24 protein-coding genes are annotated in these 24042 nt (G+C 64.6%); 13 read left to right on the forward strand and 11 right to left on the reverse strand.

Translation table 11 applies throughout. The features are described 5' to 3' along the window. Positions 1-107 precede the first annotated feature (107 nt). Entirely contained in the window at positions 108-587 is a 480-nt protein-coding gene (locus AC13FW_RS19135; RefSeq protein ID WP_057626761.1) for a winged helix-turn-helix transcriptional regulator, read from the reverse strand. A 150-nt stretch (positions 588-737) separates the two neighbouring features. On the opposite strand from AC13FW_RS19135, the gene AC13FW_RS19140 reads away from it, so the two are divergent. Next, the gene (locus AC13FW_RS19140; protein WP_482990167.1) at positions 738-2003 is read left to right on the forward strand and encodes a D-amino acid dehydrogenase; all 1266 of its coding nucleotides are present in this window, start codon (positions 738-740) and stop codon (positions 2001-2003) included. Further along, positions 2003-3079 (forward strand): alanine racemase, encoded by a 1077-nt coding sequence (gene alr, locus AC13FW_RS19145; RefSeq protein ID WP_482990123.1) that lies wholly within the window; start codon positions 2003-2005, stop codon positions 3077-3079. The genes AC13FW_RS19140 and alr overlap by 1 nt, the downstream gene beginning before the upstream one ends. Before the next feature lie 352 nt (positions 3080-3431). Here the strand turns inward: alr and AC13FW_RS19150 are convergent, their stop codons facing one another. Beyond that, a complete protein-coding gene (locus AC13FW_RS19150) occupies positions 3432-4001 on the reverse strand; it encodes a DUF3016 domain-containing protein (RefSeq protein ID WP_296249754.1) in 570 nt (189 codons plus the stop codon). A 184-nt stretch (positions 4002-4185) separates the two neighbouring features. On the opposite strand from AC13FW_RS19150, the gene AC13FW_RS19155 reads away from it, so the two are divergent. The 5 genes from AC13FW_RS19155 (at position 4186) to AC13FW_RS19175 (ending at position 9096) form a co-directional block, all read left to right on the forward strand. After that, positions 4186-6204 (forward strand): ATP-binding response regulator, encoded by a 2019-nt coding sequence (locus AC13FW_RS19155; RefSeq protein WP_482990124.1) that lies wholly within the window; start codon positions 4186-4188, stop codon positions 6202-6204. 52 nt (positions 6205-6256) lie between these two features. Beyond that, positions 6257-6562, forward strand: coding sequence for a DUF3247 family protein (locus AC13FW_RS19160; RefSeq protein WP_481615610.1), 306 nt, complete (start codon positions 6257-6259; stop codon positions 6560-6562). A 94-nt stretch (positions 6563-6656) separates the two neighbouring features. Further along, positions 6657-7715 (forward strand): class I SAM-dependent methyltransferase, encoded by a 1059-nt coding sequence (locus AC13FW_RS19165; RefSeq protein ID WP_482990125.1) that lies wholly within the window; start codon positions 6657-6659, stop codon positions 7713-7715. Further along, positions 7712-8419 (forward strand): pseudouridine synthase, encoded by a 708-nt coding sequence (locus tag AC13FW_RS19170; RefSeq protein WP_482990126.1) that lies wholly within the window; start codon positions 7712-7714, stop codon positions 8417-8419. The genes AC13FW_RS19165 and AC13FW_RS19170 overlap by 4 nt, the downstream gene beginning before the upstream one ends. Next, the gene (locus AC13FW_RS19175; RefSeq protein WP_482990127.1) at positions 8419-9096 is read left to right on the forward strand and encodes an HAD family hydrolase; all 678 of its coding nucleotides are present in this window, start codon (positions 8419-8421) and stop codon (positions 9094-9096) included. The genes AC13FW_RS19170 and AC13FW_RS19175 overlap by 1 nt, the downstream gene beginning before the upstream one ends. Before the next feature lie 171 nt (positions 9097-9267). Here the strand turns inward: AC13FW_RS19175 and AC13FW_RS19180 are convergent, their stop codons facing one another. Beyond that, positions 9268-9831, reverse strand: a complete 564-nt coding sequence (locus tag AC13FW_RS19180) for a DUF1415 domain-containing protein (protein WP_296249741.1) — start codon at positions 9829-9831, stop codon at positions 9268-9270. Positions 9832-10053: 222 nt separating this feature from the next. On the opposite strand from AC13FW_RS19180, the gene AC13FW_RS19185 reads away from it, so the two are divergent. From AC13FW_RS19185 to AC13FW_RS19195, 3 genes are all read left to right on the forward strand, one after another. Beyond that, positions 10054-11517: a benzaldehyde dehydrogenase gene (locus tag AC13FW_RS19185; RefSeq protein WP_482990128.1), complete on the forward strand. Its 1464-nt coding sequence runs from the start codon at positions 10054-10056 to the stop codon at positions 11515-11517. A gap of 13 nt (positions 11518-11530) precedes the next feature. Continuing rightward, entirely contained in the window at positions 11531-12655 is a 1125-nt protein-coding gene (locus tag AC13FW_RS19190; protein ID WP_482990129.1) for an NAD(P)-dependent alcohol dehydrogenase, read from the forward strand. 92 nt (positions 12656-12747) lie between these two features. After that, positions 12748-13839, forward strand: coding sequence for a helix-turn-helix domain-containing protein (locus AC13FW_RS19195; protein ID WP_482990130.1), 1092 nt, complete (start codon positions 12748-12750; stop codon positions 13837-13839). A 21-nt stretch (positions 13840-13860) separates the two neighbouring features. On the opposite strand, the gene AC13FW_RS19200 is transcribed toward AC13FW_RS19195, so the two are convergent. After that, the gene (locus AC13FW_RS19200; protein ID WP_482990131.1) at positions 13861-14346 is read right to left on the reverse strand and encodes a YajQ family cyclic di-GMP-binding protein; all 486 of its coding nucleotides are present in this window, start codon (positions 14344-14346) and stop codon (positions 13861-13863) included. Between the two features lie 337 nt (positions 14347-14683). Then, a complete protein-coding gene (locus AC13FW_RS19205) occupies positions 14684-15655 on the reverse strand; it encodes a mitochondrial fission ELM1 family protein (RefSeq protein ID WP_482990132.1) in 972 nt (323 codons plus the stop codon). A 131-nt stretch (positions 15656-15786) separates the two neighbouring features. Here AC13FW_RS19205 and AC13FW_RS19210 point away from each other — a divergent pair, with 131 nt between their 5' ends. Beyond that, positions 15787-16377, forward strand: coding sequence for a malonic semialdehyde reductase (locus tag AC13FW_RS19210; protein WP_282272292.1), 591 nt, complete (start codon positions 15787-15789; stop codon positions 16375-16377). Between the two features lie 89 nt (positions 16378-16466). Then, positions 16467-17177 carry a YceI family protein gene (locus AC13FW_RS19215; protein ID WP_482990133.1) on the forward strand — a complete coding sequence of 237 codons (711 nt, stop codon included), beginning with the start codon at positions 16467-16469 and terminating at the stop codon, positions 17175-17177. Positions 17178-17455: 278 nt separating this feature from the next. Here AC13FW_RS19215 and AC13FW_RS19220 read toward each other — a convergent pair whose 3' ends face one another. Both AC13FW_RS19220 and AC13FW_RS19225 read right to left on the reverse strand, forming a co-directional pair. Further along, positions 17456-17779, reverse strand: a complete 324-nt coding sequence (locus AC13FW_RS19220; protein WP_482990134.1) for a hypothetical protein — start codon at positions 17777-17779, stop codon at positions 17456-17458. 84 nt (positions 17780-17863) lie between these two features. Continuing rightward, on the reverse strand, positions 17864-18070 hold the full coding sequence (locus AC13FW_RS19225; RefSeq protein WP_482990135.1) for a hypothetical protein: 207 nt from the start codon (positions 18068-18070) through the stop codon (positions 17864-17866). 99 nt (positions 18071-18169) lie between these two features. On the opposite strand from AC13FW_RS19225, the gene AC13FW_RS19230 reads away from it, so the two are divergent. Beyond that, positions 18170-19066, forward strand: a complete 897-nt coding sequence (locus AC13FW_RS19230) for a LysR substrate-binding domain-containing protein (protein WP_482990136.1) — start codon at positions 18170-18172, stop codon at positions 19064-19066. Positions 19067-19104: 38 nt separating this feature from the next. Here AC13FW_RS19230 and AC13FW_RS19235 read toward each other — a convergent pair whose 3' ends face one another. The 4 genes from AC13FW_RS19235 to AC13FW_RS19250 all read right to left on the reverse strand — a co-directional run bounded on the left by AC13FW_RS19235 (position 19105) and on the right by AC13FW_RS19250 (position 23862). Continuing rightward, positions 19105-19428 carry a DUF3325 domain-containing protein gene (locus tag AC13FW_RS19235; protein WP_282273005.1) on the reverse strand — a complete coding sequence of 108 codons (324 nt, stop codon included), beginning with the start codon at positions 19426-19428 and terminating at the stop codon, positions 19105-19107. Continuing rightward, complete coding sequence (locus AC13FW_RS19240) at positions 19421-21082, reverse strand: PepSY-associated TM helix domain-containing protein (RefSeq protein ID WP_482990137.1); 1662 nt, start codon at positions 21080-21082, stop codon at positions 19421-19423. The genes AC13FW_RS19235 and AC13FW_RS19240 overlap by 8 nt, the downstream gene beginning before the upstream one ends. 12 nt (positions 21083-21094) lie before the next feature. Next, positions 21095-21409, reverse strand: a complete 315-nt coding sequence (locus AC13FW_RS19245) for an iron uptake protein (protein WP_482990138.1) — start codon at positions 21407-21409, stop codon at positions 21095-21097. Between the two features lie 260 nt (positions 21410-21669). Continuing rightward, positions 21670-23862, reverse strand: coding sequence for a TonB-dependent siderophore receptor (locus AC13FW_RS19250; RefSeq protein WP_482990139.1), 2193 nt, complete (start codon positions 23860-23862; stop codon positions 21670-21672). Between the last annotated feature and the right edge of the window lie 180 nt (positions 23863-24042).

The following is a 24042-nucleotide window of genomic DNA, read 5'->3' on the forward strand; positions in this document are numbered from 1 at the left end:
CCCCCCGCGCCCCCCCCCCCCGCCCCCCCCCCGCCCCCCGCCCCCCCCCCCCCCCCCCCCCCCCCCCCCCCCCCCCCCCCCCCCCCCCCCCCCCCCCCCCCCCCCCACTACTCTGCTATTGGCAGGCAGAGGGTTTCTTTTACTTCCTCCATCACGATGTAGCTTTTGGATTCGCGTACGTGCGGCAAGGTCAGCAGGGTGCTGCCGAGCAGCTTGCGGTAGGAGGCCATTTCGTTGATGCGGGCCTTGAGCAGGTAATCGAAATCGCCGGACATCAAATGGCATTCCAGTACGTTGGGCAGCTTCAGCGCCGCGCGGCGGAATTCCTCGAAGATGTCGCCGGATTTGTAGGCCAGGCTGATCTCCACGAACACCAGCAGGCTGGCCTTGACTGAGGAAGGGTCCAGTCGTGCGTAGTAGCCGGTGATCACGCCTTCGCGCTCCAGCCGGCGCACGCGCTCGGTGCAGGGCGTGGTCGACAGGCCGACGCGTTCGCCCAGCTCGGTGAAGGAGATACGCCCCTCCTGCTGCAGGATGCGCAGGATCTTGCGGTCGATCTTGTCCAGTTCGCGGCTGCGGGTGGCCATGGCGGCTCTGTTTTTGATGAACGAAGCGGGAAATTAACCTGATTTGGCAAGCTAATACAGGGAAAACAACTGGCTGACCCTGAATATACTGCGCCGTTCCTAGCCCCTGCCGTCCCGTGTGCAGGGAATGATGTGGTCCGGAGAATGAAAATGCGCGTTCTGGTGCTTGGCAGCGGTGTGATCGGCACGACCAGTGCCTGGTATCTACGGCAGGCCGGCTTTGAGGTCACCGTGATGGACCGGCAGCCGGCCCCGGCGCTGGAAACCAGCTTTGCCAATGCCGGCCAGCTGTCCTTCGGCTACACCTCGCCGTGGGCCGCCCCGGGCGTGCCGTTCAAGGCGATCAAGTGGCTGTTCGAGGAACACGCGCCGCTGGCGATCCGCCCCACCGCCGACATCGCCCAGTACCGTTGGCTGTGGCAGATGCTGCGCAACTGCACCTCGGCCCGTTATGCGGCCAACAAGGCGCGCATGGTGCGGGTGTCCGACTACAGCCGCGATTGCATCAACGAGCTGCGCGCTGCCACCGGCATCGACTACGAAGGCCGCCAGCTGGGCACCACCCAGTTGTTCCGTACCCAGCAGCAGCTGGACGCCGCCGCGCAGGACATCGAGGTGCTGCGCGAATACGGCGTGCCCTACGAAGTGCTGGACCGCCAGGGCATTGCCCGGGTTGAGCCGGCGCTGGCCGGCAAGACAGAGATGCTGGTCGGCGCGTTGCGCCTGCCCGAAGACCAGACCGGCGACTGCCAGCTGTTCACCACCAAGCTGGCGGCGTTGGCCGAAGCGGCCGGTGTCGAGTTCCGCTTCGACCAGGACATCGCTTCGATCCAGACCGATGGCGACCGCATCACCGGCGTACGCATCAACGGCAAGCTGGAGACCGCCGACCACTACGTGCTGGCGCTGGGCAGCTATTCGCCGCAGCTGCTGGCACCGTTGGGCATGCAGCTGCCGGTGTACCCGCTGAAGGGTTACTCGCTGACCCTGCCGATCACCAACGCAGCGATGGCACCGAATTCGACCATCCTCGACGAAAGTTACAAGATCGCCATCACCCGCTTCGAAGACCGCATCCGCGTCGGTGGCATGGCCGAAGTGGCCGGTTTCGATCTGTCGCTGGAGCCGCGCCGTCGCGCCACGCTGGAGAAGGTGGTCAAGGACCTGTACCCGGACGGCGGCGACCTGTCGCAGGCCAGCTTCTGGACCGGCCTGCGCCCGGCCACGCCGGACGGCACGCCAGTGATCGGCGCAACGCCGTATCGCAACCTGTTCCTCAATACCGGCCACGGCACCCTGGGCTGGACCATGGCGGCCGGCTCCGGTCGTTACCTGGCCGATCTGATGAGCGGCAAGCAGCCGCAGATCAGCACCGAAGGCCTGGATATCTTCCGCTACGGCAAGGGTCAGCACTGATGCGCCCGGCACAGGCACTGATCGACCTGGACGCACTGCGCCACAACTACCGGCTGGCCCGCCAGCTCGGCGGTGGCAAGGCCCTGGCGATCATCAAGGCGGATGCCTATGGCCATGGCGCGGTGAACTGCGCCCGCGCGCTGCAGGACGAGGCCGATGGTTTTGGTGTGGCCTGCATCGAAGAAGCGCTGGAGCTGCGTCAGGCCGGTATCCGTGGCCCGATCCTGCTGATGGAAGGCTTCTTCGACGCGGCCGAGCTGCCGTTGATCGTCGAGCATGATTTCTGGGTGGTCGTGGCCACGTCGTGGCAGCTGGAGGCGGTGGAGGCATTCAAGACCGACGCCACGCTGCGTATCTGGCTCAAGCTGGACAGCGGCATGCACCGGCTGGGTCTGTCGCCGGAAGAGTTCCGCGACGCGCATGCACGCCTGAGCGCACTGCCGCAGGTCGGCTCACTGGTGTTGATGACCCACCTAGCGCGTGCCGACGAACTGGACAGCAACCGCACCCGCGAGCAGCTCGATGTCTTCGTTCGTGCGACAGAAGGTTTGGCAGGTGAAACCAGCCTGTGCAATTCGCCGGCCTTGTTGGGCTGGCCGGATGTGCGCAGCGATTGGGTACGCCCGGGCCTGATGCTGTACGGCGCCGATCCCTTGTATCCGCAGCCCAGCCCGCATGCCGCGCAGCTGCGCCCGGTGATGACCCTGCAGTCGCGGGTGATCGCGGTGCGCGAACTCGCCGTCGGCGAACCGCTGGGGTATGGCGCGCGTTTTGTCGCTGAAAAGCCAACGCGCGTAGGCGTGGTTGCGATGGGCTACGCCGATGGCTACCCGCAGTTCGCACCCAATGGCACGCCGGTGTTGATCGACGGCGTACCGGGGAGGTTGATTGGCCGTGTATCGATGGACATGCTGACCGTGGACCTGAGCGATCACCCGCAGGCAGCACGTGGCAGCATCGTGCAGTTGTGGGGCAATGCGCCGACCATTTCCGAGTTGGCGCCGCGCTGCAATACCAGCGCGTATCGTTTGCCGTGCAGCCTCAAGCGTACGCCGCGGGTGTATTTGTCGGCGTGATGCTTCTGCTCCCTCCCTTGCGCCGAAGGCGGAGGGGAGGGTTGGGGAGGGGTTGGCTCTGTGCTGATGTGGTGCCGGTGAAACTTTTGCCGAGCATGGCTCGGCACTACCGGTGAGGCTGAGCGCCGTCGTGTCGCGGTCCTTCCTTCTTTGTGGGAGCGGCGTCAGCCGCGAAGCTGGTGATCAATCCGATGGCAGGAAAATCGGCAATTTCGTTGCTGTCGGCTTCGCGGCTTACGCCGCTCCTGCAAGGTCAAGGGTGACGCCTCTGCCGAGCATGGCTCGGCACTACAGGTGAAACAGAAAGGGCCGCATTGCGGCCCTTTCTGATTCCTATCTACGCGATTGCGAATTACAGCCCGGCAGTGCTGCGATCGCTCTGCAGCTCGCGGCGTACCCAGTCATTGAGCAGGCGCTTTTCGTAACGCAGCGGGTCGGTGTTGTTGGGCAGGCTGCTGTTGAGCAGATAACCGGTGTCGGCCAGCTTGCGCTCGCCCTGGTCGATGACCTGGCCATTGGCATCGGTCAAGGTGAACTGCAGGGTGATGCGCGGTGGGTAGATGTCGCGCATGATGCGTACGTCATCCAGACGGGGGCCATGCCACGGCTCGTAGTCACCGGCACGCTTGATGTCGGTGATGGTCACGTCCAGTTTCTGCCCTTCCGGCAGCTGCTTGCTGGCCTGCTTGCGCAGGTGTTCGGCCAGATCTTCCACCCAGTTGCCCCGCTGCGCGTCCCAGCGGTTGCGGCTGTAGCGCAGCTCGGTGAACTGTGTCGGATCGGTCCATTGCACCTGTACTGGACCTTCGACGGTCAGGGCATGCGGCGCTTCGGGATCGGATACGGTGCGCGGCTTGGCATCGGCACCGCCGGCAGCCAGCAGGCAGGCCAGGACAAGTCCGGTAACGGTCAGTGTTTTCATGACATGCTCCTGATGGACTTTGATGATGGAAGTGTGAGGCCCACACCCCCACGCTGCAATGAACCCGGTGCCAGTTCGCAGCAGCGGATTGCGCGATGGTTCATCATCACAGGCTGTGGATGGTTTGTCGCCCAGACTGGGCGGCACGTATCCCTCTTCGCCGCGCCATTTCTCCTCTCCGACAATGCCTGCCCCCAGCCCGGACTCACACCTGTCATTGCTGTCTCTGGACGAAGAGGATCTGGAAAGCTCCAGCCTCTATCGGGAGGTATTCAATGCGGTGGCCAGCGGCTTCTGCGTGATTGAGCTGGTGTTTGAACAGGGCACCGCGGTTGATTTCATCTACCGCAAGGTCAATGCCGGTTTCCAGAAGGTCACCGGCCTGAGCAATGTCACCGGTCGGCGCGCGAGCGAGGTGGTGCCGGCGATGGAGGCGGATTGGTTCCAGGCCTTTGGGCGGGTGGTCAGCGAGGGCGGGATCAGCCAGTTCGAACGCCAGGTGTCGGAGCCGTCGCGCTGGTATTCGGTGGAGGCGGTACGCATCGGCAAGCCCGACAAGCACCAGGTCGCGGTGTTTCTGTTCGATATCTCGGCACGCAAGCGGATTGAAACCGAGCTGGCCGAAAGCGAGGCGCGTTTCAGCGCATTGGCCGACGGCCTGCCGATGCCGGTCTGGGTGGTGGATGACCGCGGCCAGCTGCGCTTCGTCAACGCGGCGTTCTTCACCTTCTTCGGGCTGCCAGCCGATCAGGACCTGGGGCCGGACCCCTGGCAGCGCCTTCTGCATCCGGACGAACGTGCCTCGTTCGAGTACGAATTGCAGGCTGCGTTGAACGGCCGCACCGAGCTGCACGCCAATACCCGCGTGCGCCGCCACGATGGGCAATGGCGTTGGTTGGAAATGAACGCGGTACCGCGTTTTTCGGCCGATGGCCGCTTCATCGGCCTGGCGGGCAACAGCCCGGATATCACCGAGCGCCGTGAGATCGAAATGGCGCGCGAAGACCTGCTCACCGCCGAGCGTGTGGCGCGCAACGCCGCCGAAGGCATGGCGCGGATGAAGGACGAATTCCTCGCTACCCTGTCGCACGAGCTGCGCACGCCACTGACCACGGTGCTGGGCTGGAGCGAGCTGCTGCTGCAACGCATGGAGGCCGATCACCCGATGCGCCGTGGCATGGAAGTGATCGCCAGCAGCGCGATGACACAGAAGAACCTGATGTCGGACATGCTCGACCTGAGCAGCATGTTGCTGGGCAAGGTGCAGCTGGAAGTGGAAGTGCTGGACCTGTCCGAGCAGCTGCGTGAAGCGGTGCGTGCGCAGGAGCTGGTGGCCGAAGGCAAGGCGCAGACGGTGGTGCTGGAGCTGCCGGAGCTGCCGCAGCCGGTGCTTGGCGATGCCACCCGCCTGCAGCAGATACTCGGCAATCTATTGTCCAACGCGATCAAGTTCACCCCGGTTGAAGGGCGGATCGAGATCAGCCTGCAGCACGAAGCCGGTCATCTGGTGGTGCAGATCAAGGACGACGGTGACGGCATCGCGCCGGAGTTCCTGGAACACCTGTTCAGCCGCTTCAGTCAGGCCGACAGCACCACTACCCGTCGCCACGGTGGCCTCGGGCTGGGCCTGGCCATCGTCCAGCAGCTGACCGAGCTGCATGGCGGTACGGTTTCGGCGGCCAGCGAAGGGCCAGGGCGTGGCGCCACCTTCCATCTGCGCCTGCCGGAGTTTCAAGCGCAGAAGGCGGCGAACCATCCGCGCCGGCGCGTGCAGCGCGGCCGCATCGGTGAGCAGGTACTGGTGCCCAATGCCCTGCAGGGCCTGCGCGTGCTGGCGGTGGAAGACCAGGTCGACATGCTGGGCTACATCCGCCGCCTGCTGGAAGAGCAGGGCGCGTCGGTGGTTACAGCCAGCACCGCTGCCGAAGCCTTGGAACTTCTGGACCTGCGCGGACATACCGCGTTCGACGTGCTGATCAGCGACATTGGCATGCCGGGCATGGATGGCTACGGCCTGATCCACACCCTGCGCGAGACCTTGGGCGTCGGCGGCGATGAGCTGCCGGCAGTGGCGGTGACTGCATTGGCCCGTGCCGATGACCGCCGGCGTGCGTTCTCTTCCGGTTTCCAGGGGCATGTAGCCAAACCGTACAGCGTGACCCAGTTGATTTCGGCGATCCGCGACGCGCGCCTGCCACGCTGAAATTTTTGCACGGATTTCACGCGGAAAAACGCTACTGTGACGGCGTTCACCCATGGACGCTGTCATGCCCCTGTACGCGCCGCATGTTTATTCCGACCCGATGCTGATCGCATCGCTGGAGGCCTTGCTCGGCCAGTTGCCGGAGCAGGCCCGGGTCATGCTGGTCCTCAAGGATGGCAGTCGCGTGGCTGGCACCGTTACCGAGCAGCCGACGTTGCAGCATTTTGCCGACCACAACGAGCAGCCCGGGGTGAACGCGACGGTGCGGCTGGAAGACCTGCTGCGGGCCTGCCAGCAGCACGTGGTGTGGCTGGACAGCGTGCTCCAGGTGCAGCATTTGCCGGCCGCCGAACCCTGATCCAGCGCGGGCGTGAGGCCTCATTCAGCTGGCTGCGGCCGGTGACCGGGGCTGGCCCGGTAGAATGGCCGGCCCTGCTAGACGAATTACCGGCATGCCTGCTCCGCACGACGCACCGTTGGAAACCCTGTTCCTCCCGTTCTCCAAGGCTGGCCTGCGTTGGCCGCAGGGGCCGGTCCTGTTCCTGCGCGCGCGTGACGGCTGGCCGCTGCGCGAGCATGCCGACGGCACCCAACTGGTCTGCTCGCAGAGCTTCCGCCCGTTTGCCGAGGCGCTGCAGCGCAGTGGCTGGGAAGTGCGTGATGAGCAGGCGCTGGAGCAGTCCGACGAGCGTTATGCGCTGGTGCTGGTGCTGCCGCCGCGGCAGCGTGACGAAGCCCGCGCGCTGTTCGCGCAGGCCCTGAACAAGCTGGCCCCGGGCGGCATCATCCTCGCCTGCCAGTCCAACAACGAAGGCGCGCGCTCCGGTGAGAGCGACCTGCAGCAGCTGGCCGGGCTGGGCGGCACGCTGACCAAGAACCACTGTCGCGCCTACTGGTCGCTGCCGGCCGAAGGCCAGCACGACGCGGCGCTGCACAAGCGCTGGTCCGCATTGGATGCACCGCGCAAGATCGTTGATGGCCGCTTCCTGAGCCGCCCCGGCGTGTTTGCCTGGGACCGCATCGATCCGGCCTCGGCGCTGCTGGTGGAGCAGCTGCCGGCGGATCTGGCCGGTCGCGGCGCCGACCTGGGCGCGGGCTGGGGCTATCTGTCCTCCGAAGTGCTGGCACGCTGCCCCAAGGTCACCGCGCTGGACCTGTACGAAGCCGAGGCGCGCGCGCTGGCGCTGGCCCGTCACAACCTGGCCAACGTCAGCGAGCAGGTGAAGCTGGATTTCCGCTGGCAGGACGTCACCGCCGGTATTGATGGCCGCTATGACTTCATCGTCTCCAACCCGCCGTTCCACACCCCGGCGCGCGAAGACCGGCCTGACATCGGCCGCCGTTTCATCGCCGTGGCTGCGCAGTCGCTGCGTCCGGGCGGGCAGTTGTTCATGGTCGCCAACCGCCATCTGCCCTACGAGCAGATCCTCACCGAGAGCTTCGGTGAAGTGCGGGTGGCCGCCGAGCGCGATGGTTTCAAGGTCATCGTCGGTACCCGGGGCCGCGCATGAAGCTGGTCAAGCACATCGCCAACCTCGGGTACGGCAGCCGCAAGCAGGTGCAGCAGATGTTCCGCGAAGGCCGCATCACCGATGCGCAAGGTGAAGTGCTGTATGCCGACGACAAGGTCGAGCACGACAACATCCGCATCGATGACGAGCTGCTGGACCCGCCGCCGGGCCTGATCCTGATGCTGCACAAGCCGGCTGGTTACACCTGTTCGACCAAAGACCATGGCCGCTTGATCTATGAGCTGCTGCCGGAACGCTTCCGCGACCGCGACCCGGTGCTGTCCAGCGTTGGTCGCCTCGATCGCGACACCTCGGGCATGTTGCTGATGACCGATGACGGCCAGCTGCTGCACCGCATCGTCTCGCCGAAGTCGAAGCTGGACAAGGTTTACGAAGCGCAGCTGGCGGAAGACCTGAGCGGCGGCGAGACCGCCCGGTTCGCCAGCGGCACGCTGCTGCTGGAGTCGGACGACAAGCCCTTGCTGCCCGCCGAACTTGAGGTGCTGGGCGCACGCGCCGCGCGACTGACCCTGCACGAAGGCCGCTACCACCAAGTGCGGCGCATGTTCGCTGCGGTGGGCAACCACGTGCAGGCGTTGCACCGTTCGCGCATTGGTGGCCTGGGCCTCGGCGATCTGCCTGAAGGCCAATGGCGTCAGCTCGATGCCGCCGATCTGGCGGTGCTGTTTGGAGAGCAGGCCTGATGGAATTGCTGGCCCGCCCGCAGGCGCTGGTGTTCGACATGGATGGGCTGATGCTGGACAGCGAGCGTGCGCTGATGGGCTGCCTGGAGCAGACCGCGCAAGAGCACGGCTATGCATTGCCGCGCCCGCTGCTGCTGTCCCTGATCGGCTCATCCGATGCCACCACCCGGCAGAAACTGGCCGACGCGCTGGGCATGGAACGTACCGACGCACTGCTGGCAGAAGCCTATGCGCGCTATGCCGGCATCGTCGATGCCGGTGTGCCGTTGCGGCCGGGCATCATCGAGTTGCTGGAGTTGCTGCGCGAGCATGACATCCCGCGCGCGGTGGCCACCGCCACCCGTTCACCGCTGGCCCAGCGCAAGCTGGAGGCGGCCGGACTGCTGCAGTATTTCCAGTTCGTTGCCACCAGCAGCGATGTTGCCCATTCCAAGCCGGCCCCGGATATCTACCTGCACGCCGCGCACGGTTTGGGCATCGCCCCCGTACATTGCCTGGCGCTGGAAGATTCACCAACCGGCGTGCGCGCGGCCTTGGCCGCTGGCATGACCACCATCCAGATTCCGGACCTGCTGGAGCCGGACGAAGAAGTGCGCGGCTACGGTCACCACATCACCGCCTCGCTGCATGACGTGCGCGAGCTGCTGCAGCAATGGCTGCCGGTAAGCGCAGCCTAGGTCTCACTGTAGTGCCGAGCCATGCTCGGCAGGGGCTTTACCGGCAATGCCCAATGTAGTGCCGAGCCATGCTCGGCATTGGCATTATCGGTAAGGCCTCTGCCGAGCATGGCTCGGCACTACAAGGCCGCGCCCCTTGCCGAGCATGGCTCGGCACTACAGGTGCGTCATTCAAGCGTTGCCTTCACCGCCGCCCAACACACGATGCCAGCCTTCCACGCCCAGCTTGTCCAGCGTGGCGATGTTGCGCTCGACGATCACGTCCGGGTCCGGGAACGCGGCTACCGCGCGTTCCACGCTGTCTTCGCGCAGCAGATGCAGGGTCGGGTAGGGCGAGCGGTTGGTGTAGTTGCTGACATCATCTGGCGCCGCACCGGCGAACTGGTACTGCGGATGGAAACTGGCGACCTGCAGGATGCCCTGCAGATCCAACGCTTCTACCGCCGCATCGGCGTTTTCCAGGAAATCGTTGTAGTCCAGGAAATCTTCCAGCACCTCCGGGTGGATGATCAGCGTGGTGTCGATCTGCTCGGCCGGGGTGTCGCGCAACAACACCAGCTCTTCGGCCAGCTGTTCCAGCAGCGCCTCCGGCGTGGTCGCATCGCTGAGCACGAAGCGTACCTGCTGCTTGACGTAGACCGCCTTGGCGAACGGGCACAGGTTCAATCCGATCACGGCCTTCTCCACCCAGTTGCGGGTGACGGCGATGGGATCGATGGCGGCTTCTTCGTTCATGGCTGGCGCTCGGGCTGGCAGGGCAGGCGATTGTAGTGGGCATCGGCGTTGGCTGCCGTCGGGTTGTCATCGGGCTGGCATTCACTGTCCACAAACTGGACAGCGTGCATTGTTGAAATCCCCATGCTTTCAGCAGCTTGCAACGACCTTGCCGAAGGCTAATAGGCAGGCGCGGGACGCGGGTATTCAATGTCGGCATGGACCACGCTAGGAGTACAGGCAATGGCAGAACAGGCGTTTCTTCCCCCCGCGCTATGGGCGGGAAAGCAGTTTGATGGTCAATGGCAGCCCGGTGGCAGCCTGCATGAGGTGATCGAGCCGGCTACCGGCAAGGTGCTTGGCAGCATCGCGATGGCCGACCCTGCGCAGATCGCGCGTTCGGCCGCAGCCGCCGCCAAGGCGCAGCGTGACTGGGCCAATGCACCCCATGAAACCCGTGCGCAGGTGCTGCGCCGTGCCGCGCAGTTGGCCGATGAACACGCCGCCGAGATCATCGACTGGCTGGTGCGAGAGTCTGGTTCGACCAAGCTCAAGGCCGGCTTCGAGAACAAGGTAAGCACCAAGGCGTTGCAGGAGGCCGCGGCGCTGCCCTCGCGCAGCGTGGGTGAGATCCTGCCATCGGCATCGGGGCGCTTGAATCTGGCGCGACGTCGGCCGCTGGGTGTGGTCGGGGTGATCTCCCCGTTCAACTTTCCCCTGTACCTGGCGATGCGCGCGGTGGCACCGGCGCTGGCGCTGGGCAATGCGGTGGTGCTCAAGCCCGACCCGCGCACGGCAGTCTGCGGCGGCTTCGTGATCGCGCGGCTGTTTGAACTGGCCGGGCTGCCGGCCGGTGTGCTGCACGTGCTGCCGGGTGACGGTGCGGCGGGTGCGGCGCTGACCAGTGATCCCAATATCGCCATGATCCAGTTCACCGGCTCCACCGCTGCCGGTCGCAAGGTTGGCGAAGCGGCAGGCCGGCACCTGAAGAAAGTGTCGCTGGAGCTCGGCGGCAAGAACGCGTTGATCGTGCTCGACGATGCCGATATCGACCTGGCCATCGCCAATACCGCCTGGGGCGTCTACCTGCACCAGGGGCAGATCTGCATGGCCACTGGCCGCGTGTTGGTACAGCGTGGCATCTACGCGCAGTTCCTGGAGAAGCTCGTCGCCAAGGCGCAATCACTGACCGTCGGTGATCCGGCCGTTGCCGATGTCGCGCTCGGCCCCTTGATCAACGCGCAGCAGCGCGACCATGCCGCGCGCGTGGTTGCCGAGGCGGCCGCCGCCGGCGCAACCCTGGAAACCGGCGGCACCTATCAGGACCTGTTCTTCGAGCCGACCGTGCTCAGTGGCGTGGACAAGACCAATCCGGCCTTCCGTGCCGAGATCTTTGCACCGGTGGCGGTGGTGGTGCCGTTCGACAGCGATGAAGACGCCGCAGAGTTGGCCAACGACACCGAGTACGGCCTGTCGATGGCGATCGTCTCCAGCAATGTCGGCCGCGCCCTGAAGCTGGGTGAGCAGCTGCACACCGGCATCCTGCATATCAACGACCAGACCGTGAATGACGAGGTCATCAACCCGTTTGGCGGTGTCGGTGCCTCGGGCAATGGCAGCAGCATCGGCGGCCCGGCCAACATCGAAGAGTTCACCCAATGGCAATGGTTGACCATCAAGGGCGAAGCCCCTGCCTATCCACTTTGAACAGGAGAAACCCATGAGTGCATCTGCAGAACTGCGTGACATCACCGTGGCGGTGGCGCGCGAGAAGGAAAAGCCGTTCACCATCGAGAAGGCGCGCATCCGTGGTCCCAAGGATGACGAAGTGCTGGTACGCGTCGTTGCGACGGGCCTGTGCCACACCGATCTGATCGTGCGCGATCAGTACTACCCGGTGCCGTTGCCGGCGGTGCTCGGCCATGAAGGTGCGGGCGTGATCGAAGCGCTGGGGCCGGGCGTCAAGGATCTGAAGGTGGGCGACCATGTGGTGCTCACCTACGGTGCCTGCGGGCACTGCGATCCGTGCAGCGGCGGCCATGGCGCTTACTGCAAGGACTTCTTCGGCCTGAACTTCGGCGGTGGCGAACTCGATGGCAGCACCGCCATCCAGGACCCGCACGGCGAGCCATTGCACGATCATTTCTTTGCCCAGTCCTCGTTTGCGACCTATGCACTGAGCCGCGAGAACAATGCGATCAAGGTGCCGGCCGATGCGCCGCTGGAACTGCTGGGCCCGCTGGGCTGCGGCATCCAGACCGGTGCCGGCGCGGTGATCAATTCGCTCAAGGTACGCGCCGGCAGCAGCTTTGCCGCCTATGGCGCGGGTGCGGTCGGCCTGAGTGCGGTGATGGCCGCACGCGTGGCCGGTGCCACCACCATCATTGCCATCGACGTGGTGCCGTCGCGGTTGGAATTGGCCAAGGAGCTGGGCGCCACCCATACGATCAACAGCCGCGAGGTGGACGTGATCGAGGCGGTGCGCGCCATCACCGCTGGTGGCGTTGATTTCGCGCTTGAATCCACCGGTCGTACAGAGGTATTGGAGCAGGGCATCGAAGCGCTGGGTGGGTTGGGCGTGATCGGCGTGGTGGGGGCGCCCAAGCTGGGGGTCAAGGCGGCGTTCGACGTCAACAACCTGCTGCTGGGTGGCCGCAGCATCCGCGGCATCGTTGAAGGTGACAGTGTGCCCAAGGTGTTCATCCCGCAGCTGGTACAGCTGTACCAGCAGGGCCGCTTCCCGTTCGACAAGCTGGTCAGGTTCTATCCGTTGGAGCAGATCAACCAGGCGGCCGAGGACAGCACCAAGGGCATCACCTTGAAGCCTATCCTCAAGATCGGTTGATGGAACAAACCATCGCGGGCCAAACCGGTCCGCGATGGCGATTCAGTCAGCGAGCGGGGTGTAGGCTGGGCGCAGTTGTCTGGAGGGCGCCCATGGCCGACACACTCGTGCAACAGCAGCAACGTCTTGCAGCGGCGCGACAGCGCTTTGCCGAAGGCGGCAGCCTTCCCGCGCAACTGCTGTCACCCGCACTGCTGCGCTCCTGGGAGCGCTCACGGCAAGCAGGCGTGCGTCCGCAGCAGGCACCGCAATACTCAGCGTTGGCAAAGCGGCAGACGCGTCTGGATGATCCGGCTGATCGCCTGCTGGCGCGCTGCGTGCGCCAGGACATGGATGATCTGTGGGCCGCGTTCGGTGGCCGTCGTTGGACCCTGTTCTGCGTCAATCGTGATGGCCTGATCATCGCCCAGCGCGAACATGGCCTGGGCGACGAGGCGATACTGCGGCCTATCCAGGTCGGGCGCCGCGTGCGCGAGATCGAGATTGGTACCACCGCGCCGTCCTGCGCGCTGGCGGAGGACGCACCGGCGCTGGTGCGCGGCAACGAGCACTATCTTGACGAGTTCTCCGGCGTCTATTGCCTGAGCGTGCCGTTGCACGGCGTCGATGGTGAAGTGCTCGGAGCGCTGGACATCACCGGCATCGGCGAGCGCGACAGTGAACTGCTGCGCTGCCACTTCCGCCAGGCCGCACTGTCGATCGAGAGCCAGTTGATCCAGCAACAGCGTGACTGCCACCTGCTGGCACTGCAGCACGACGCGCGCTGGTTGGGCACGCCGCTGCAAGGCTTGTTGGCGGTGGGCGAGGACGGTCGCTTGCGGGCAGCCAACAGCGTGGCGCGGCGCATCCTTGGCCTGCCGCGTAACGGGCCGTTGTCGCTGCAGACGTTGGATGGCGTATTCGCCGAGGCCAACGTGCACCAGCGCCGCCGCCTGTTGCAGGCCGGGCCGGTACACCGGGTGTCGTTGGGTGCGGACAGTGCCGTGCAGGTGCAGTATCTGCGCGGGCCGGTGCGCGCGCGCGTCAGCACGCGTGCGTTGGCGGCGGCGAGCCCGCTGCGTGTGCAGAGTGCGCACGCAGTGCGTGACGCGGTGGCGGCGCATGCCGGCAATCTCAGTGCGGCGGCACGTCAGCTGGGTATTTCGCGCACCACGCTGTACCGCAAGTTGCAGCAGGCTGGTTGAGCCTGCTGCAAGGGGTTTACATCAGTCGCGGAAGTTGTCGAACTGCAGCGGCTGTTCGAAGTCGCTCTTCTTCAGCAGCGCCATCACTTCCTGCAGGTCGTCGCGCTTCTTGCCGTTGACGCGCAGCTTGTCACCGTTGATCTGGGTGTCGACCTTGATCTTGGATTCCTTGATCTTGGCGGCGATCTGCTTGGCCAGCTTCTGCTCGATGCCCTGCTTGACCGTCACCTGCTGGCGCGCGCCACCCAGATTGGTCTCGATATCGCCGAATTCCATGCAACGGAAGTCGATGTTGCGCGCGGCCAGGCGCTGCTTGAGGATGTCGGACATCTGCTTGAGCTGGAAATCGGTAGGCGCGGTGAGCTTGATCAGCTTCTCGCCATCCTGCTCGAAACTTGCCGTCACACCCTTGAAATCGAAGCGGGTGGACAGCTCGCGGTTGGCCTGGTCGATGGCGTTGGTCAGCTCGTGCTTGTCAACTTCGGATACGACGTCAAAGGAAGGCATGGGCCTGCTCCAATCAGAAAACAGCGGCCATTCTAGGCGATTGGCGGGTAGGGGATGGTGCCGATGCCTTTGCCTTTGCCGATGCCTTTGCCTTTGCCTTTGCCGTTGCGCTTGGCTTGGGCTTGCTTTCAGCTCGTCATTCCCGCGAAGGCGGGAATCGCTCCTGCTCTTGCTCCTGCATTTGCTGTGCTTTGGTTCCTCTTTAGTACGGAGGAATCGAAGCCAGAGCCAGAGCCAAGAGCGATGACCCGACATTCGTCGGTTGAAAACCCCGCCTCCGCGGGAATGACGAGCCAAGGGCAGAGGCCAAAGCCACAGCAACAGCCAGGCAGGCCTCTTACAACCCCAAGCGCAGTTTCACCTCAGCCGCAATCCGGGTGGTCTCGCGCAAGGGCTCAACCGTCACACCAAGATCGGCATCAAACGCAGCCAGCCCATCCAACAGGCGGCCGCGCTCGCGCAAGGTCTGCTGGAAGCAGGCCATCCGCTCCTGCGCGCGCGTACCCAGCAGCACGCCCACCGGTACCCGGGTGGCGCAGGCTTCCGACAGCAGGTTGACCGAGTCCGGCGTGCAGACAATGCGGTCCGCCCAGCCCAGCAGTCCGGCATAGGGGTTGGAGCCATCGCCGCCATCGGCCCAGATCACGCCGGGCACATCGTCGAAGGCATGCAGCAGGGCGGCCGTCACCGCGCGCGGAGTACGCCGCGAAGTGGTGGCCAGCACGCTGCCGCCCTCGGCGCGGATACGCGCCGCCAGCTGCTGGAACAGCGGCTGGATGTCGCTGTCCTGCCACGGCGCGTGATCGGTGGGGCCGCCCACCAGCAAGGCGGTGCGCGGCCCCGGCAGCTGCTCGAAGCTGGAGAACGCCGCCCGGCCCCAGGCCAGCCAGTCATCGCTGACCGGGTTGAGGCTGCCCAGCAGGGTGAGCACGTTGTCCGCGCGCAGGCGGTCATGCTCGGGTACCACCAGCAGGTCCCAGTGGCGTGGCGGAATACGCGGGTCGAGGATCTGCACGGTGCGGGTGCCGCGCTGGCGCAGCACCCGCAATGCGCCCGCAGCCTGGCGGCCACAGCCAATCGCCAATCCCGGTGCATTGCCGGCCAGCTGCGCGAACTGCGCGCCAAAGCCCCGCGCTGCGCCCGGTAGCAACCGCGGCGACAGCCAGCGCCAAGGCGCCTGTGGCTGCAGCTGCAGGCGTTGCTGGCCGCCCAGGCCCAGCGCAGACGCCAGCGCCACCGCCTGGCGCACATTGCCGGCGCGGCCGTCGGTGATCGTCCATGGGAGCGTCGATCGTTTCGCGTATGGCATTAATTCGTTTCAAAAAGGCTGGGTGTTGCAACTGCCACAGGGCTCTACACTGCGAACTCTGATCGGCGTGTCATTGTCCCGGGCTGACCGGTGCAATGTCACGACCGTAGCCAATTCATCACGGAGTTTCCATGTCCGACATCTTCAACGATGCCGCGCTTGACCAGCTGTTCCGCACCGCCCGCACCCAGAACACGTTCCAGGACCGTCCGGTCGAGGACAGCCAACTGCGCGCCCTGTACGACCTGCTGAAGTGGGCACCCACCTCCGCCAACGCCAGCCCGGCGCGTTTCGTATTCGTCAAATCGGCCGAAGCCAAGCAGAAGCTGGCACCGGCCCTGTCCGAGGGCAACCTGGCCAAGACCCTGGCTGCCCCGGTCACGGCGATCATTGGTTTTGATCTGGATTTCCACGAGAAGCTGCCCTACCTGTTCCCCCACACCGACGCCAAGGCCTGGTTTGACGGCCCGCGCGAAGGCCGCCACGAGGCTGCGTTCCGCAACGGCAGCCTGCAGGGTGCCTATCTGATCCTGGCTGCACGCGCGCTGGGATTGGATGCAGGCCCGATGTCGGGCTTCGACCCGGCCAAGGTGGATGAAGCGTTTTTTGCCGGCACCGCCATCAAGTCCAATTTCCTCGTCAATCTGGGCTATGGCGACCCGTCCGGCATCTTCCCGCGCCTGCCGCGGCTTTCGTTCGACGAAGCCGCGCGTATTGCCTGATTGCTGAAGTGTTCCACGCGGCGTCCGTCACACTGGCTGACACCGTGCTTGTTGAAAATAATCCGTCTATCACCTCCAAGGAGAGATCCATGTCCGCTATGACCAAGTTGCTGCTCCCGCTGGCCCTGGCCGCTGCCATCACCGCCTGCTCCAAGCCGGCTGACACCGCTGCCCCGGCTGCCGCCCCGGCCGAAACCGCCGCTGCCCCGGCTGATGCCGCTGCTGCCGCCCCGGCTGCCCCGGAAGCCGGGGCGATCCAGATCGCCGCCGGTACCTACAAGCTCGACCCGACCCACACCGACGTGCTGGTGCAGTGGAGCCACATGGGCTTCTCCAACCCGAGCGCACACTTCGGCAACGCTGACGGCACCCTGGTGTATGACGCCGCTGACGTGGGCAAGTCCAGCGTGGAAGTGACCCTGCCGCTGAGCGGCCTGAACAGCTTCACCGCCAAGTTCGACGAGCACCTGCGCAGCGCCGATTTCTTCGATGCCGCCAAGTTCCCGACCGCTACCTTCAAGAGCACCAAGGTGGAAGCCGCTGGTACCAACAAGCTGACCGTGACCGGCGACCTGACCGTCAAGGGCATCACCAAGCCGGTGGTGCTGGACGTGACCGTCAACGGTGCCGGTGAGCACCCGATGGCCAAGGTGCCGTCGGTCGGCTTCGATGCCACCACCACCATCAAGCGCAGCGATTTCGGCGTGGGCGCCTACGCCCCGGCCGTCAGCGACGACGTCAAGATCCGCATCACCACCGAAGCCTCGATCCCGAAGGCCGAGGAAGCTGCCGCCAAGTAATCGCGCCAGCGGTGTCTTCGCAGTTCGCAGCAAACGCAAAGGCCCGCCATTGGCGGGCCTTTGTGGTTAAGCCCCGAAGCCCCTCTCCCTCCGGGAGAGGGGTTGGGGTGAGGGTAGGCGAAAGCGCGTCAAGCAAGCTGCTACATGGCTTCCTGGCCTTTGTAGGAGCGGCGTAAGCCGCGAAGCCGATACATCATCAGTTGGCAAAGATGCGGATGGTTTCAATTCCGTCAGCTTCGCGGCTTACGCCGCTCCTACAGATGAACCCCAATCCGCGCTCAACCAAGCCGCGCTGGCATCCCGGCAAGCCGCACATGCCCAACCAATTGCCGCAGATAGCCGCCGGCTGCACACAGCAGCGCATCACCAACCGGCTTCAATGCGCGCCTGCCCCAGCGCTGATGGAAATGCCGCGCATACGGCAGCAGCACATCCGAAACAATCACCATCAGTTGTGCGGAGAGAAGCGCGAGCAGCACGTCCAGCCCCAATGCATCCAGCACAGGCACCAACGTAGCCAGTTCCGGGTTGGAGATGATGCACAGAATCACGACGGTGGTGAGCAAGGCGGCCGCTCGGCCGCGCCAGTGGTGGGTTTTCATCTGTCGAACCATACCAAGTTGCGGCGTGGTTGATGGCGGAGAGGCGGGCCTGCGCTGCTGGACGCGGATCGGAACGGGCAGGCTTCAACGATTCGAGCAGGCATCCGTTGGCAGGGACATCGCGCGCGCCGGGGCGTCTGTGGGTTCATGGCCGCGCTCATCCCTGCGCGTCTTGCCAATGTCGCGCGCCTCCTCGGCGGCATCGGTGCCGTCTTGGCCCGCCAGTTGCCTGGCCAGCTCGACATTGGCGATATGCCCATGCATGAACAGCAGATCGGTATAAACACTCATTTCCCTGCTCCGTGTTGAGAGTGGGTTGAGGTTAGTTCCGGGCTATAGTCCGTAAAAGCGAGCATCCTTCAAGCAGGTATTGAGGAAAACTCAAGTCAAATGTCCAGGCCGCCACTCCAGTTCCTGCAGGGTTTCGTGCTTGCTGCACGCATGGGCAACATGTCGCGTGCTGCCGAGGCGATGAACGTCACCGTCAGTGCCTTGAGCCACCAGATGCGCCAGTTGGAGCAGCGGCTCGGCTATCCGCTGCTGCTACGGCAGGCACGCGGCGTGGCACCCACGCAGGAAGGGCGACGCCTGCTCGACCAGATTGGCCCGCACCTGGATGCGATCAGCGAGGTGTTCCGTCCGTTCCAGGCACGGCGCGATTGTGTGTTGTCGATCAGTGCGGTGCCGACGATGGCATCGGCTTGGCTGGTACCGCGGCTGGGCCGTTTCGTGGCGGCGCATCCGCAGATCGAGATCAACCTGCAGTCCAACCAATTGCTGATCGATTTCGAACGGCAACTGCAGTTCGATGGGGCGATGCGTATCGGTGATGGTCGTTGGCCGGGCGTGATTGCCGAGCCCCTGATCGACGAATGGCTGGTGCCGATGGCCAGCCCGGCACTGGTCGAGCGCATGGGCGGCATTGGTACGAAACCGCTGTCGGAGTGGCCGCTATTGGGTGACCCGGATGGTGAGTGGGACCGCTGGTTCGCCTTGACCGGGGCGGAAGCGCCCAAGCGCTACGTTGCCATCTTCGATGACTCCGAATCGCACCATCGTGCGGCATTGGAAGGCGTGGGCGTGGCGCTAGGGCGGGTGACGCGTGCGCAGCTGCTGCTGCAGTCAGGCCAGTTGCAGTTGCTGTCCGATCAGCGCCTCAAGACAGCATGGTCGCACTGGCTGGTCTACCCGGAGCGTTCGACCAGCCATCGCGGCTTCCTGGCATTCCGCCAATGGCTGCACGCGGAAGCTGCTGCGTATCGTGAACACATGGGCGAACAGCGCTGAGCTTGGCGGCCAGCAATCATTGCCTGCCGACCGCGTTGTTACCTGATCCATGGCGCAAACACGCGCAGACGCTGCGGTTGCGAAGACAGCGTAAACGCCACCAACATCGCCGCTGCGCTCAAGGCCATCACCCAGACCAGAACTGCCATCGTGGCGTGATCCACCGCCAGGCACAGCACCAGTGCAACGCAGACGCTGAAGCTGCCGAGGATGCGCAGCAAGCGCAGGGTGGCCGGCGATGGCTGGCGTGGCCACACCTGCAGCGCATGTACCTGCATCGACAGTGCCAGCCATGCCATGCCGGCAAGGCTGCTCAGCAGTGCGGCGGCCAGCATCAGGTTGGCGGATAGCGACTCATGCATGGGCGTTCTCCCGGTGTGCGGCCTGTTTGGCATGCGCGCGCTGGCCGAGCTTGCGGGCAGCGATCATGGCCAGGCACGCACTGCCGAGCAGGAACAGATCGATACCCGCCACCGGCCAATAGCCGCGCGCCAGCGTGCGCAGCAGATGGTCGCCGGTGGTGATCCAGTTCAAGGCCACGGCTGCGACAGCCATCACCGCGATGGCCCAGGTCTGTTCGCGCCACGCCGGGTTGGCCAGGCCCCGTGCCACCGGTGCACCGCGCACACCCGCATGCACCAGCGCCAGCGCCCACACCGCCCAGAACGCATAGCGCTCCCAGTCGCCACGGCCGGGCAGGGCCTCGGGCAGCAGGCGGTTGGCAATCAGGATGCCGAGCGTGGCCAGAACCATGCCGGTCACCGTCGTCACGGCCAGCGCATCGACGATGCGTGCGCCTTGGCTGCCCTGTTGGGCGTGCTGGCGCTTTCGTTTCTCGACGAAGAAGATGAAGCCGGTGGCGATGCACACGGCACCGGCAAGGCCGCCAAACACGTACAGCCAACGCAGCAGCCAATGACGGAAGTGCTGCAGGTGCAGGCCGGTGAGGAACTCGGCCATGCGGGCAACCGGCGTGGCGGCTGGATCTTCGCGGATCAGCTTGCCGTCGGAGGATTTGAAGTGGATGCCATCGCCTACCAATGCGATGCGGTCGGTGCCAGCGCGGTACACGCTGACGTAGCCGTTGGCATCGCCAACATGTTGCAGCACCAGGAAACCGACATCGCCGGCCTTGTCATTGGCCTGCCAACGCTGCTGTGCCTGCGCGACCATCGCATCCACCGAAGCCAGCCCAGCGGCAACGCCCGCGCGCTGATGCGGCAGGCCGGTTTCCTGCGCTTCCATCCGTTCGTGCAGGTCGTGCAGATCATGCAGCTGGGTGTGGCCAACCGGAAAGTAATAGGTGCCGGCAAAGATCAGCAGGCCGGTCAGTGCGAAGAAGAAGTGGAACGGCAGCGCCACCACGCCGGTGAGGTTATGCAGGTCCAACACGCTGCGCAGCCTGGCCTTGCCCGGGCGGAAAGTGAAGAATTCGCGGAAGATCTTCCGGTGCATCACCACGCCGCTGATGAGCGCGGCCAGCATCACCAAAGCGGAGAAGCCGACGATCCAGATGCCCAGGTTCTTCCAGTCCAGGGTCAGGCCGTAGTGCAGCGGAAAGAAAAAGCCGCTGCCGATCTTCAAATGGTCGTCGGGCAGCACACTGCCATCGCGCGGATCGATGGTGGCGTAGGCCCAGATCAGCTCTTCCGGGTCCTTGGCGTTGGGCACCTGGTAGCCCGCATACAGGGCCAGCACGGGGTCGCGGTGGGTGGTGTAGGCGCTCCAGCTGGCGACTTTGTCGAAGTGCGTGGGCATCGGCCCGTTGACACGTGGGCGCATCGCATCGATGGCCTCCTTGGTCGGCTGCATGCGCTCGAAGGCAGGTCGCAGGATCTTCTCGAAGGACGGCATCGGTTGCGCTTCGATGCGGGTGGCGGGAATCGCCCAACGATCGATTTCGCGGTCGAAGACGGACAGCGCGCCAAAGAAGAACGCCGCCATCAGCACGAAACCCAGCACCAGGCCGAACCAGGTGTGCAGCCACGCCATTGCTTGCCGGAAACTATTGAACATGGACTTCTCCGGTCATGCGAGCAGGGATTGGACGAGCGATGCAGCGCCCGCCATCAACAGTCCGCCGCCGAACAATACGACCCAGACGCGCAGCAGGCGCTGGGTCGCGATGCTCCACAGGAACACCGTCACGTAGGCGAGCAGGCCGACGAAGGCACCGAGGAACTCTGCATCGTGGAAGTCGAGCTTGGCCGCGAACAGCAGGCAGGTCGCCAGCGCCACCGTGCCCCAGGCAAAGACGTAGCCGCCGAACATTGCGGCCAGCACCCGCAGCACGACCTGACGTCGCGAGCGGGAAGTAGCAGTGATGGTGGTTGCTTGGGACATGGTGGCGGTGACGTCTCGGGTATCAGTTTCGTTGCAGCGTTGCTTGAGCCCCTCTCCCTCCGGGAGAGGGGTTGGGGAGAGGGTCGGGGTCCAGGTGAGGTTGTAGCGAAGTGCTACCCCTCTCCCACCCCTTCGGGGCACCCTCTCCCGCAAGGGGAGAGGGGATGGAGCCAAAAGCCAAAAGCCAAAAGCCAAAAGCCAAAAGCCAAAAGCCAAAAGCCAAAAGCCAAAAGCCATGACTGCTCCGCTATACGCCGTCCTCAGAACCGCCAGTCAAAGCTCAACTGGTAATTGCTGGGGGCACCGTAGTAGCCAATCTGGTACAGGCTGTTGATGTACTTCTGGTCGGTGAGGTTGTTGATGTTGGCGCGTATCGTTGCGTTGGGCAGCACGTCCCAGGCGACGAAGGCGTTGAGCACGGCATAGCTGCCCTGGCGCACCACCATGTTGGTGTAGCTTTCCTTGGTGGAGGTATCGCTCTGCCAACGGCCACCCAGGCCGAACGACAGTGCTTCATAGTTCGGCAGGCGAGAGGTCAACATCAGGTTGGCGGTGCGGCGCGGCACCCAGGTATAGGTGCTGCCACCGTCCTGGTTGCTCATCTTCAGCTGGGTGTAGCCGAATACCAGGTTGGTGTTGTCGCTGAGCTTGCCGGTGGCTTCGAACTCCACGCCCTTGGACTCCACGTCCACACCGTAATACCAGTAGTTGGCGGTGGCGAAGTCATAGCCGCCATAGGTGGACAGGTTTTCCTGCTTGGCCTTGAACAGCGCCAGCGTGGTCAGCAGGCGGCGGTCCAGCCATTCGGCCTTGATGCCGACTTCGTAGTTCACGCCCTTGGTCGGGTCCAGGTAGACATGCTTGATGTCGTACTGGTCCTGCGGCTGGTAGATGTCGGAATAGCTGACATAGCCAAGCACGCTGTCATTGAAGTCCCAGGTCAGGCCGGCATAGGGACTGATATGGTCTTCGGTCTGGTTGAAGGCAACGCCGTTGTTGCCGTCGCGGTGGTACTCCGCCCAGTTGAAGCCGATCACCGACTTCAGGCGATCGGTGAAGCTCAGCCGGGTCGCACCATAGCCGCGCTTCAGGCGCTGGTTGGTCCAGTTGGATCTGGTACGCGGGCCCCATTGCGGTTCGGCAATGACGTTGCCTGCATAGGGGAAGGCGGGCAATGCGCCAAACGAAGGATCGCTGCTATCTACCGGGTGGTCCCAGGTGGTCTCTTCGCTCTTGGCGATGCTGAAGCCGAACACGGCCTCCTGCTCGCGGCCGAACAACTGGAAACGACCATTCAAGGTGATATCGCCCAGGTGCGAGCTGCCCTGGTCGATGCCCTTGTACGACCAGCCAACCAGGCCTTCGGCGGTCAGCGGATCCAGTCCGGTGGTGGTGTAGGCGAAGAACAGCTGGTCATCGCTGCCACTCTTGCGGTAGTTGTACGAGGCCTTCACCTGCCAGTCCGCACCCAACTGGTGGGTGTATTCGGCGAAGGCGGTTTCGGTCTTGGTATCCCAGTAGGTCCAATCCTGGGTGGTGGAGGCGCTGCGGCGCCATGACGCCTGCGTGCCATCGGCATTGACGAAGGTCAGCGCACCCCACATGTTCTGGTCGCTGTTGGCTTTCTGCCAGGAATAGCCCACGGTCAGCGTGCCGTTGTCGCCAATCTGGCCATCGACCACGCCGTAGAAGAAGTTGCGGTCGGTATTGAAGCCGCGCAGGTAGGAGTCGGCGTCTTCATGCGCAGCCGCCACCCGACCGGCCCAACGGCCATCCTCGGTGAAGGGCGTGGAATAGTCGATCTCGACGCGGCGCTTGCCCCACGAGCCAACGCTGACGCCCAGCTGGCCCTTGGCCTCGTTGGTGGGGCGCTTGCGCACGTAGTTGATGGTGCCCGAAGCGTTGCCCACGCCGGTGAGCAGGCCATTGGCGCCGCGGATGACCTCGAGCTTCTCGTAGCCGAAGGCATCCATCGCACCTGTGACGATGCCCCAGTCATTGGGCAGGCCGACGCCGTCGATCTGGGTGTTCTTGATGTCGAAGCCGCGCGCCACGTAATTGGTGCGGTTGGTTTCCCATTCCTCCACCTGGATGCCGGTGGCCAGGCGCAGCGCGTCGTTGATGTTGTCGATGCCGAACTGCTGCATCTGCTCGCCACTGACCAGGCTGATCGACTGCGGGGTTTCCTTGATATCCAGATCAAGGTTGGTGGCACCGTTGCTGACCCGGTTGGCACGCTGCGATACCACGCGCACCGTATCCAGCTGGGTAGCGGTGTCATTTTCCGTGCCGGAGGCAGAGGCGGAGATGCTCTGTGGCGCGGCCATGGCAGCGCCACAGCTGCTGGCCAAGGCCAGGCAGATGGCGACCTGCAGGCGGTTGCGGATGTTGTGGAACGGGAACGATGAGCCAGCGGCATGAGCCGGGCGGGCGAGGGAGCGACTGGGGTGCATGAGCGAGCCTGAACGGATTTAGATAACGGATTGACCACGGGCGGGGCGGTCCCGCTTCCGTTGCGGGTGATAACTGCGCTCAAGCGGGCGGCGATGTTAGTAGGAAATTAAATGCGAATGATTCGCAGTTTGCAACTGTTCGGGCAGTCAGGTTTCGTCAAAAGGCCGTGTCTGCGCGGC

The organism is Stenotrophomonas sp. 21LCFQ19 (assembly GCF_056861425.1).